Raw genomic sequence first — 11,379 nt, forward strand, 5'->3', positions numbered from 1 at the left:
CCAATCCGGCAGGCTGTTCTTCGTTTATAGCGTCGCGCTTTACATCTGCCCGTAAGGCGTCGAGCGCGAGATCTCGAGCTCCTCGTCGCTCATCACCTCTTCAACGCCTTCAAACAGCGGGGTCGAGAGGTAGCGTTCGCCGGTGTCGGGCAGCATGACGAGGATGTTGGCGCCCTCGGGGGCATTTTTCGCGGTCTCGATCGCGGTGGCGAAGGTTGCACCGGCCGAGATGCCGACGAAGATGCCTTCCTCGGCGGCCAGACGTTGCGACCACTTGATGCCTTCCGGGCCGGGGACCGAGGTCAGCTCGTCATACAGCCCGTTGTCCAGCGCCTCTTGCAAGACATGCGGAATGAAGTCCGGGGTCCAGCCTTGGATGGGGTGCGGGTTGAAATCCGGGTGACCTTCGGTGGGCTGGTTGGCTTCGTTGCGGGTGTTCACGTAACCGGACGCGACAAGTGCTGCGTTGGCGGGTTCGGTCAGGATGATCTTGGTGTCGGGGCGTTCTTTCTTCAAGACGCGGCCGATGCCCGTCACGGTGCCGCCGGTGCCATAGCCGGTGACCAGATAGTCCAGCCGCTCGCCGTCGAAATCGGCAAGGATTTCGCGCGCGGTGGTGTTTTCGTGGATGTCGGCATTGGCGTCGGTTTCGAACTGGCTAGCAAGGAACCAGCCATTCGCCTCGGCCAGTTCTTTGGCCTTGGAATACATGCCAAAGCCCTTCAGTTCTTTTGGGGTCAGAACCACTTTCGCGCCCAGAAAACGCATCAGCTTGCGGCGCTCGACCGAGAAAGTCTCGGCCATGGTCACAACCAGCGGATAGCCCTTGGCGGCGCAGACCATGGCAAGGCCGATGCCGGTGTTGCCCGAGGTCGCTTCGACAACGGTCTGGCCGGGCTTCAATTCGCCCGAGGCTTCGGCGGCTTCGATGATGTTCAGAGCAAGACGATCCTTGACGGATCCAGCCGGATTGAAGGCCTCCATCTTGACGAACATGTTCACGCCCTCGGGCGCAATGCGGTTGATACGGATGACCGGGGTGTCGCCCACGGTGTCCAGAATGCTGTCGTAGCGCGTGCCGCGCCCGTTGGTCTGTCGAGGTGCCATGGAATGTCCTTTCGCAATACGCGTGTCCATTGTTCTTTGAGCATAAACCTAAGCCGGGATCCGCGCAGCCAAAACCCGCCTCGCGCGAAAAAGACTGAAATTCAGGTATCGCAATACGTCCCCATCGCATCGTCCCAGAAATCAGCAATGCGGCGCGTTTCTGTTCCGCACAAACCGTCGCCAGACAGCGCAATTTGCAGGCAAATTCTGATGCAGGCAAAAACGCGCAGAATTTTGCTGATGTGGACGTAACGAGTTTCTGGCATAGGTGGCAGCGAGCCGCTAGGATAAGGCTTGATCAAACGGCGCGCACGTCGGTCGCCGAGACCGCCAAGACGCCGTGGCAAACAGGGATTGGTAAGATGGCAGAAAGCCAGACAAGCGACAGCCGCAAGCTTTTGGTCAGCCTGCGCGAGACCCTTGCGGCCGCGTCCGAAGGGCAGGAACGGCTGGACCGGATCACATCCTTGATTGCGGAAAGCCTCGGGGTCGAGGTGTGCTCGATCTATCTGTTCCGGGATACGGAAACGCTTGAACTATGTGCGACCGAGGGGCTGAACCCTGAAGCGGTGCACCAGACGCGGCTGCGTGTAGGCGAAGGGCTTGTAGGCCGCGTGGCGCGCTCGGGCCGGGTGGTGAATACCGAAGACGCCCCGTCGGCGCGCGGGTTCCGGTATATGCCGGAAACGGGGGAAGAGATTTACTCGAGCTTCCTCGGCGTCCCCATTCAGCGCCTTGGCGAAAAACTGGGCGTGTTGGTGATCCAGTCGAAAGATGCGCGCGTCTTCTCGCCGGATGAGATCTACGGCATCGAAGTGGTCGCCATGGTGCTGGCCGAAATGACCGAGCTGGGTGCATTCGTTGGTGAAGGCGAGGCGATGGGCGCGCTGCACCAGCGGCCCGCCACGTTCAAAGGCGGGATCGGTCAGGAAGGCGCGGCCGAGGGGCAGGTTTGGCTGCACGAACCGCGCGTAGTTGTGACCAACCCGGTGGCGGATGACCCGGATGTCGAGTTGAAGCGCCTTCACGATGCCGTTGATACGCTGCGTGTATCCGTGGATGAAATGCTGGAAAACGCCCAGACCACCGACAAGGAACAGATGCAAGTTCTGGAAGCCTATCGGATGTTTGCCAATTCCAAGGGCTGGATGCGGCGCATGGCCGAGGATATCTCGCGCGGACTATCTGCCGAGGCTGCGGTCGAAAAAGAACAATCCGCTGCACGTGCGCGGATGAGCCAGGTGCCGGACGCTTACCTGCGTGAACGGCTGCACGATCTGGACGATCTATCCAACCGCCTGCTGCGCATCCTGACTGGACAGGGCAAGGATACCGGGGCCGAGATGCCGGAAAACCCGATCCTGATCGCCACAAATATTGGGCCGGGCGAGTTGCTGGAATACGGGCGTGGCCTGAAGGGAATCGTGCTGGAAGAAGGCTCGGTTGCCAGTCACGCCGCAATCGTCGCACGGGCCTTTGCGATCCCCCTGATTATTCAGGCGGGCCACATTGCGACCGAGGCCTTGAACGGCGACCACATCCTTGTGGATGGAGAGGCCGGCGTGGTGCATCTGCGTCCCGAAGATTCAATCGTCACCGCTTTCCGCGACAAGATGGCGATGGAGGCCAAGCAGCAGGAACGCTATCGCAGCCTGCGCGACAAGCCCGCGATGGGTCTGTGCGGGACCGAAGTTAAGCTGCATATGAATGCGGGTCTGATGGCAGATCTGCCATCGCTAGAAAGCTCTGGCGCTTACGGGGTCGGGTTGTTTCGCACCGAGCTTCAGTTCTTGACCGTAGACCGGGTGCCGCGCCGGGGTGATCTGGCCGCGACCTATGCGCGCGTCATGGATGCCGCGAAGGGTAAGCGGGTTACCTTCCGCACGCTCGATATCGGGTCGGATAAGGTGCTGCCTTATATGAACCCGCTGGACGAACCAAACCCGGCCTTGGGCTGGCGCGCAATCCGTGTCGGGCTGGACAAACCGGGCGTGATGCGGATGCAGTTGCAGGCCCTTATTCGCGCCGCTGCCGGACGCTGTCTGACCGTGATGTTCCCCTTCATCGCGCAGCTGGACGAATTCCGCGACGCCCGTGAAATGGTCTTGGCTGAAATCGAGCGTGAACGCGCCTTGGGTCATATCCTGCCCGAGAAGGTCGAGATCGGCGCGATGCTGGAAACCCCCTCGATGGTGTTTGCCCCGCAGCAGTTCTTCGAGATGGCCGATTTCATCTCGATCGGCGGGAATGATCTGAAGCAGTTTTTCTATGCGGCGGACCGGGAAAACGAACGTGTACGTCGGCGCTATGACACGCTGAACGTATCCTTCCTGAACCTGATTGAAGAGATCGTGACCCGTTGTGACGCAGCCCGCACACCCCTGAGTTTCTGTGGTGAAGACGCTGGCCGACCGTTGGAAGCGGTGTGCTTTGCAGCGCTTGGTATGCGGCATTTGTCGATGCGACCCGCTTCAATCGGGCCAGTCAAAAGCTTGATAAGACGGACAGATCTGGAAGGTCTGCGCGAAGTTATTGACGCAGCCCGCCTATCAGGAGAACAGTCCGTGCGCCCAACGGTAAAGGCATGGCTGGCGGAAAACGCAGTGTAAGAAACAGTTCGTTTCGACCGGCCACACGCCCGGTTAGGAAAATCTTTAGACAATTGGAACAATCGTAGAACAGCGACGCGGGTGTTTCGACATCCCACGAATGGGAACGGTCAAGCGCGCGCATTTTGGAAGATCACGCTGCGGCTCGGCGATCCGGCTCTCCACCGGGACCGAACTGCAAAAGGAGAGGCCCATGCTGTTTCGTGTACTCATCACCGGTGTTTTCACCGGCACTATCGCCGCCGTCACGGCGTTCTCGCAGGGGCTTGGCCCAGTGGTCGCCTTCATGACCTACGCGGTCTTCGCAGGGTTTGCCGTCATTGGAGTGGGTGTGCTGGCCATCACTGCGCCCAAACGCCCTGTCCCATCACATCAATGGAAGCTAGACCAGCCACGCGATGCGCGTACGCAGCGGATCTGGCATCCATTGTCGCATAACAGAAAGCCCCCGTACTGGCAGCAACGGTTAGAGAGGATGGCCCGGCAAACCATCGGCGCACAAGCCCGGCCCACGACATTTTGTGTGTTCACTTCGGCGCGCCGGAACCAACCGACCTTCCGTTAAGGGGGCTACGGCGTTGCGCTAGGCATCATCAAACCGGCGCACATCGCCCGCCACACCACGCCACGCCCCGTTGCCTTGGTCAAAGGCCAGAACCCGATCGGGATTTGTAGGGGGCGGCATGATAACGCCCTCTAATCGGGTAAACCCGAACCGCTGGTAATAGGGTGCATCCCCCACCAGCATCACACGATCCCAGCCCAATTCGGCCGCACGCCCAAGGCTTTGACGGATCAGATGCCCCCCCAGCCCCTCGCCCTGACGGGTCGGGTGCACGGCCACTGGCCCCAGCAACAGCGCTTTGTGCGTGTGCGCCCCGACGATAGCGATAGGCCAATAGCGGATAGCGCCGGCCAGAACACCATCAGCGTCACGCGCTACCATGGACAGCTCCGGGATCGGTGGGACATTGTCGCGCAAACGATAAGATGACAGAGCCTCGCGCCCGGGCGCAAAGCACAGGTCATAGAGGGCTTCAACCTCCCACCAATCTTCCTGCGTTTCCTGAGACAGATGATACAGCTGCCTGCCCTCGTGTTGCCTTTGGCTTCTCTTTACGTTCCTGCTATCACGGCAAGGCTATGAAACGGAAGGGATAAGCCAGTGTTCTACAAACCCGAAAACGGCCACGGGCTGCCCCATAATCCGTTCAACGCCCTGATCGTGCCGCGTCCGATTGCGTGGATCACCACGCGCGATGCGGATGGGCGTGACAACCTTGCCCCCTATTCCTTCTTCAATGGGGTCGCCTATGACCCGCCGCAGGTGATGTTCGCTACGACCTCGGGCAAGGCGGATCGGCAGATGGGCAAAGACAGTTTAGATAACATCCGCCAGACCGGCGTGTTTTGCGTCCACATGGTCTCGGAAGACCTGACAGACGCGATGAATATCAGCGCCGCCAATTTCGGGCGCGAGGTCAATGAGATCGAGGAAGCTGGTTTGGAACGCGTTGAGTGCGAGACCATCGCAGTCACCCGCCTGCCTGCCGTCCCCGCCGCGCTGGAATGCAAACTGACACAAATCACTCAGCTTCCGGGCGAGGCTAACCACGTCTGTTTCGGCGAGGTGACCGGGATCCATATGCGGGATGACTGCATCGTCGACGGGATATTCGACATCACCCGCGCGCGCCCCTTGGCGCGGTTGGGTTATCGCGACTATTCCATCGTGCGCGACAGCTTCACCCTGAAACGTCCCGGCGAATAACGTCGGACAGGAAAAAAGGCGCCCGAAGGCGCCTTTTTGTTAGTGTCCACCAAGGATGCCGGTTTTGACCGAATAGTCCACGGCGACCTCGTAATCGGGGTCGTCATCGCTGTCGACCATCAGGTGCCCCGCCTTGGTCAACAGGTCGTGGCAGTCGCGGCTCAGATGGCGCAGTTGCACCTTCTTGCCCAACGCTTCGTATTTTGCAGCCACGGCCTCGATCGCCTGAAGGGCTGATTGGTCGACGACGCGCGAGCGGGCGAATTCGATCACCACCAATTCTGGGTCATTTTTGACGTCGAACAGCTCGATAAAACCTTCGGCCGAACCGAAGAACAGAGGGCCTTCCACGTCGTAGACCTTGCCCCCGTCTTCTTCACGGGTCACGGCGTGGATGCGCGCGGCGGCGTTCCAAGCATAGGCCAGAGCAGACACGATCACACCGACCACAACCGCAACAGCAAGGTCTTCCGCCACGGTGACAGCGGTCACCAACAGGATCACGAAGGCGTCGGTGCGTGGCACGCGACGCAGGATTTTCAACGAGTTCCACGCGAAGGTGCCGATCACCACCATGAACATCACACCGACCAAGGCGGCCAGCGGGATCATCTCGATCCAGCTCGAGGCGACAACGATGAACAGCAACAGGAACAGCGCGGCGGCGATGCCGGCGATGCGGGTACGGCCACCCGAACGGACGTTGATCATCGACTGACCGATCATGGCGCAGCCGCCCATGCCGCCGAAGAAGCCGGTGATCACGTTGGACGCACCTTGCGCGATACATTCTTGCGAAGCTCCGCCACGCTGGCCGGTCATCTCGCCCACAAGGTTCAGGGTCAGCAAGCTTTCGATCAGGCCAATCGCGGCGAGGATCACTGCGTAGGGCAGGATGATCCAGAGCGTTTCCAGCGTGAACGGGGCCAGTGCAGTACCGTACAGTCCTTCACCCGTACCAAACGGGTTGTGGAAGCTGGGCAGACCACCCTTGATCGAGGCCATGTCGCCCACCGTCGGAACGTCGATGCCAAAGGCAATCACAAGTCCGGCGACAACGCCAATCCCGGCCAGTGGCGCTGGGATGATTGAGGTCAGCTTCGGCAGCCCCCAGATGATCAACATAGTCAGGCCAACAAGGCCCAGCATCATGTAAAGCGAAGTACCGGAAAGCCATGCATCCGCGTTGCCCGGCTCCTTGAACTGGGTCATCTGAGCCAAGAAAATAACGATCGCAAGTCCGTTCACGAAGCCCAGCATCACTGGGTGTGGGACGAGGCGGATGAACTTGCCCCAGTGCATGACACCGGCAAACACTTGCAGAAGCCCCATAAGAACAACGGTTGCGAACAGATATTCAACACCGTGTTGGGCGACCAGAGCCACCATAACAACCGCCAGCGCACCTGTTGCGCCTGAAATCATGCCGGGACGTCCACCGATGACGGCCGTGATTAGCCCGACCATGAAAGCTGCATACAGGCCCACCAGCGGGTGCACGCCCGCGACGAAGGCAAAGGCCACGGCCTCGGGCACAAGGGCCAGAGCCACGGTCAGGCCTGACAACAGCTCGGTCTTGATGCGCGACGGCGTCAGCTCATCGTTCGGCGACAAGCGCAGATCAGGGCGTTCGATACGATTGGCAAAGCTTGCCAGTAGGGCTCGGGCCACGGGGTCACCTCATAACGGGAATTGTTCGCGATGGCGCTGTCTAACGGCTTCAGGCCTGTCGGGCAATGCCTCAGATGACTTGCGGCCCTGCAACTATTGCATGGTGTGGGGGCAACGCGCGCGATAGGCTGCGGCCAAGATAAAAGCAGGAGGCAGGCATGAACACGCATATCGGGATCATCGGCGGGTCGGGCATCTATCAGATGGACGGCCTGAAAGACGCGCGGTGGGTGGATGTGGACAGCCCGTGGGGGGCGCCGTCGGACCAAATCCTGACCGGGCGGCTGGAAGGCGTCGCCATGTCTTTTCTGCCGCGCCACGGGCGGGGGCACGTGCATAGCCCCTCGGACGTGCCGTATCGTGCGAATATTGATGCTTTGAAGCGAATGGGTGTCACGGATGTGATCAGTGTGTCTGCCTGCGGGTCGTTCCGAGAGAAGATGGCGCCGGGCGATTTTGTCATTGTGGATCAATTCATTGACCGGACCTACGCGCGACCCAAAAGTTTCTTCGGGTCGGGCTGCGTGGCCCATGTGGGCTTCGCCCACCCAACCTGCCCGCGCCTGTCCGCCGCCTGCGCCGAGGCGGCGCACGCGGCAGGTGTGACTGTACATGAGGGCGGCACCTATCTGGCGATGGAAGGACCACAGTTTTCCACGTTGGCGGAAAGCCGGATGTATCGTGACCAGTGGGGCGCACATGTGATCGGCATGACCAACATGCCCGAGGCAAAGCTCGCCCGCGAGGCCGAGCTTTGCTATGCTTCGGTCGCGATGGTGACAGATTTTGATTGCTGGCATCCCGATCATGACGAGGTCGACGTGGCGCAGGTGATCGCGACACTGACTGACAATGGTGACAAGGCCAAACGCATGGTGGCAGGCCTGCCTGCGCGTCTGGGCGCGGACCGCGCGCCCTGCCCCCATGGCTGCGACCGCGCACTGGACATGGCCATCATGACCGCCCCCGAAAAGCGAGATCCTGTACTGTTGGCCAAGCTGGACGCGGTGGCGGGACGGATATTGTGAACCGCCTGCACGGCGCCGACCTTGCCCGTTTCCTTGCATTCGTCGGCATGGTTTTGGTGAACTTCAGACTTGTTGCCGAGGTTTCGTCAGGTTCCGATATCGGCTCGCTGATCACCGACAATCTGGAAGGCCGAGCCGCCGCTCTGTTCGTTATTCTGGCGGGCGTTGGCGCCAGTCTTGGTAAACCCGCGTGGCATCTGGCCCTGCGCCGTGCCCTCTTCCTGTTTGTCATCGGCATGCTGAACATGCTGATCTTCGACGCCGACATCCTGCATTTCTATGCGCTCTATTTCATCGTTGCGGTGGCGTTCATGCGCAAATCGAGCAATTGGCTCCTCTTGGGGGCCGCGGGCTTCACCCTGACCGGATTCGTGGCACAGTTGGTGTTGAACTTCGACACAGGTTGGAATTGGCACACGCTGGGCTATGTTGATTTCTGGACCATTGAGGGCTTCCTGCGCCATTCCCTGTTCAACGGCTGGCACCCCGTATTCCCTTGGGCAGCGTTTCTACTGTGGGGCATGTGGCTTGGGCGTCTGAAGCTTGGCCGCTGGACCGTCCAGATCGGCATGGTGCTGGGTGGCGCGCTGCTCGCGATTGCGACCCACAAGGCCAGCGCGGCCCTGATCAGCGATCCCAAGATTGGCGCTTTGATGAGCACCGATCCGGTTCCAGCCGGGCCGCTTTACATGCTGGCCAGTGGGGCCACGGCCGTGGCGGTTCTGGGTGCATTGCTGCTGATCACCCCGCTTTTGCTGGCCCTGCCGCTGATCCGGCGTCTCTGCGATGCGATGATCGTGGCCGGTCGCCAAACTCTGACCCACTATGTTGCGCACATTCTGATCGGGATGGGCACGCTCGAGGCGCTGGGACGGCTCGACGGGTCACTTCAACCGATACAGATTTTTTGGATCTCGATCGCCTATTGCGCATTTGCCGCGTTGTTCAGCTGGCTGTGGTCGCATAAGTTCAAACGCGGGCCGCTTGAGGCCACCATGCGTCTGATCACCGAGGGGAAAACATGAAATCCGTCAAAGACTATATCCGCACCATTGTGGACTTCCCGCACGAGGGGATCCTGTTTCGCGATGTGACCACCCTGTTTGCTGATCCACGCGGGTTTCGCATGGCGGTGGACCAGATGCTGCACCCCTATGCAGGCATGCAGATCGACAAAGTGGTCGGGCTAGAGGCGCGTGGCTTTATTCTGGGCGGCGCCATTGCGCACCAGCTGACGCTGGGGTTCGTGCCGATCCGCAAGAAGGGCAAGCTGCCCGGCGCCACCCTGTCGGAAGCCTATACGCTGGAATATGGCGAGGCGGTGATGGAGATCCATGACGACGCCATTCAGCCGGGCGAGAAAGTGCTGCTGGTCGATGACCTGCTGGCCACCGGCGGCACGGCTGAGGCCGGGATCAAATTGATCGAACGTCTGGGCGGCGAGATCGTAGGCTGCTCCTTCATCGTCGACCTTCCGGAACTGGGTGGGCGCAAAAAGCTGGAAGAGCTTGGTATGGGCGTCGATGTTTTGTGCGAATTCGAAGGGCTGTGAACCCTCGTTTAACCATTAGGCCCTAAAGCTGTTCCTGCCCGGTCGGAGCCCGGGCGCTGCTTGAGCACATGGATAACGTGCACGCCCCGCTTACCCGGCGGGGCGTTTTCTTTTGGAGTTGGTGGCTCACGATGTGAGCCTGAGGGGCTTTGCCCCCGCGCCTTTGGCGCTCCCCCAGGATATTTTCAGCAAGAAAATGAGAAAGCGTGACTTAGTCGACCGGAAAAATCACTCCGGGGTTCATGATCCCGTTGGGATCCATCCCCTGCTTGATCGCACGCATAGCGGCTAGGTGAGCGGGATCCCCGTAGCGGGCAAGCTCGTCTGTTTTCAGGCGCCCCACCCCGTGTTCAGCGCTGAAGGATCCCCCGTAGTCGTCCACAATGTCATAGACCGTTCTGCGAATGGCATCGCGTTGGAAAAGATAGGAGGCTTTGTCTTCGCCCGATGGGGGGAAAACGTTGTAATGCAGGTTGCCGTCTCCGAGATGTCCGAAGGCATTCACGCGGAATGGGCCGAGTGTTGCAAGTGCTTGGTCGGCGCGGGTTAGAAAAGCGGGGATCTGCGACAGCGGAAGCGAAATGTCATGCGAGCTGATCGCGCCTACAGCTTTGTTCGCCAAGGGAATTTCCTCGCGCAGCTTCCACAGGGCAGCACGTTGGGATTGGGATTGCGCGATGACGCCATCGGACACCAGATCCGCCCCTTGCGCAGCTTCAAAAAGCGTAAGAAGCGCGGCCTCAGGGTCTTCGGACGGGCCGAGGCCAAGATCGATCAGGATGGACCAAGCCGGCGGTTCAGAAAATGGCTGTGGACCGCCGAGTCCAGCCTCGGACAGAAACTCCAAGCCAGTACCTTTGATCAATTCGAACGCGCTAATCCCCTGCCCAAGTTGGGATTGCGCCAGCGCCAGTAGGTCCAAAGCGGCGGATGGGTCACGCACACACAAAAGCGCGGTTCCGGTGCGCGCAGGACGCGGAAACAGGCGGAGACTGGCGGCGGTGATCACGCCCAGCGTGCCCTCGGCTCCGCACAGGAGCGCGCGCAGATCATAGCCCGTGTTGTCCTTACGCAGCCGCTTCAGCCCGTGATGGATGGAGCCGTCGGGCAGCACAGCCTCGACCCCCAGACACAGCTCGCGCGCGGTGCCATAGCGCAGAACGTTCACGCCGCCTGCATTGGTCGACAAGCAACCGCCAATGCGGCACGACCCGTCCGAGGCGAGCGACAGCGGGAACAGGCGGTCCGCGTCTTCAGCGGCAGATTGGACATCTGCCAGTATCGCCCCTGCCTCGGCGACCAGAACGTTCTCGGTCGGATGGACGGCGCGAATGCGGGTCATGCGCTCGAAGCTTAGGATTACCGGGCGGGCGTCTTGCATCACCTGTCCGCCAACCAAGCCTGTGCCGCCTCCGTATGGAACAACGGGAACGCGCGCCTCGTTGCAAGCGCGCAGGATGGTGGAGACTTCGTCCACAGAACCGGGGGCCAAGAGCAACCCGCCATCACCTTGAAATTGCCCGCGCGGTTCTTCCAGATAGGCTGGCGTTAGAGGTCGAAATACGGCGTCCGGTAGGGCCGCGCGCAATTGTGCTTCGATGGCTGCATCGACAGATCTCACATCACGCCCCTTCTTGTGGT

Annotated in this window: 10 protein-coding genes; 6 read left to right on the top strand and 4 right to left on the bottom strand. The window is 60.5% G+C overall.

Annotation, left to right across the window (positions count from 1 at the left end; all coding sequences use genetic code 11):
* Positions 1 to 39: 39 nt before the first annotated feature.
* Positions 40 to 1,107 carry a cysteine synthase A gene (cysK, locus tag G0Q00_RS05840; protein WP_163037236.1) on the bottom strand — a complete coding sequence of 356 codons (1,068 nt, stop codon included), beginning with the start codon at positions 1,105 to 1,107 and terminating at the stop codon, positions 40 to 42.
* 362 nt (positions 1,108 to 1,469) lie between these two features.
* Between cysK and ptsP the strand changes: the two genes are divergently transcribed.
* Complete coding sequence (gene ptsP / locus G0Q00_RS05845) at positions 1,470 to 3,716, top strand: phosphoenolpyruvate--protein phosphotransferase (protein ID WP_163037238.1); 2,247 nt, start codon at positions 1,470 to 1,472, stop codon at positions 3,714 to 3,716.
* 193 nt (positions 3,717 to 3,909) lie between these two features.
* The gene (locus tag G0Q00_RS05850) at positions 3,910 to 4,281 is read left to right on the top strand and encodes a hypothetical protein (protein WP_163037240.1); all 372 of its coding nucleotides are present in this window, start codon (positions 3,910 to 3,912) and stop codon (positions 4,279 to 4,281) included.
* Positions 4,282 to 4,299: 18 nt separating this feature from the next.
* On the opposite strand, the gene G0Q00_RS05855 is transcribed toward G0Q00_RS05850, so the two are convergent.
* Entirely contained in the window at positions 4,300 to 4,800 is a 501-nt protein-coding gene (locus G0Q00_RS05855) for a GNAT family N-acetyltransferase (RefSeq protein WP_163038335.1), read from the bottom strand.
* 81 nt (positions 4,801 to 4,881) lie between these two features.
* On the opposite strand from G0Q00_RS05855, the gene G0Q00_RS05860 reads away from it, so the two are divergent.
* Entirely contained in the window at positions 4,882 to 5,487 is a 606-nt protein-coding gene (locus tag G0Q00_RS05860; protein ID WP_163037242.1) for a flavin reductase family protein, read from the top strand.
* Between the two features lie 39 nt (positions 5,488 to 5,526).
* On the opposite strand, the gene G0Q00_RS05865 is transcribed toward G0Q00_RS05860, so the two are convergent.
* Positions 5,527 to 7,158, bottom strand: coding sequence for a SulP family inorganic anion transporter (locus tag G0Q00_RS05865; RefSeq protein ID WP_163037244.1), 1,632 nt, complete (start codon positions 7,156 to 7,158; stop codon positions 5,527 to 5,529).
* Between the two features lie 158 nt (positions 7,159 to 7,316).
* On the opposite strand from G0Q00_RS05865, the gene G0Q00_RS05870 reads away from it, so the two are divergent.
* Genes G0Q00_RS05870 through G0Q00_RS05880 form a run of 3 tightly spaced genes read left to right on the top strand, consistent with a single transcriptional unit; the run spans position 7,317 to position 9,738 of the window.
* Positions 7,317 to 8,186, top strand: a complete 870-nt coding sequence (locus G0Q00_RS05870) for an S-methyl-5'-thioadenosine phosphorylase (protein ID WP_163037246.1) — start codon at positions 7,317 to 7,319, stop codon at positions 8,184 to 8,186.
* Positions 8,183 to 9,211, top strand: coding sequence for a DUF418 domain-containing protein (locus G0Q00_RS05875; protein ID WP_370458538.1), 1,029 nt, complete (start codon positions 8,183 to 8,185; stop codon positions 9,209 to 9,211). Before G0Q00_RS05870 ends, G0Q00_RS05875 begins: the two co-directional genes overlap by 4 nt.
* Positions 9,208 to 9,738, top strand: a complete 531-nt coding sequence (locus tag G0Q00_RS05880; RefSeq protein ID WP_133487404.1) for an adenine phosphoribosyltransferase — start codon at positions 9,208 to 9,210, stop codon at positions 9,736 to 9,738. The genes G0Q00_RS05875 and G0Q00_RS05880 overlap by 4 nt, the downstream gene beginning before the upstream one ends.
* 211 nt (positions 9,739 to 9,949) lie before the next feature.
* Here G0Q00_RS05880 and G0Q00_RS05885 read toward each other — a convergent pair whose 3' ends face one another.
* Positions 9,950 to 11,359 carry an FAD-binding oxidoreductase gene (locus G0Q00_RS05885; RefSeq protein ID WP_163037248.1) on the bottom strand — a complete coding sequence of 470 codons (1,410 nt, stop codon included), beginning with the start codon at positions 11,357 to 11,359 and terminating at the stop codon, positions 9,950 to 9,952.
* Positions 11,360 to 11,379: the final 20 nt, after the last annotated feature.

This window comes from Aliiroseovarius sp. PrR006 (assembly GCF_010500215.1).
In the GTDB taxonomy this organism is placed as follows: domain Bacteria; phylum Pseudomonadota; class Alphaproteobacteria; order Rhodobacterales; family Rhodobacteraceae; genus Aliiroseovarius.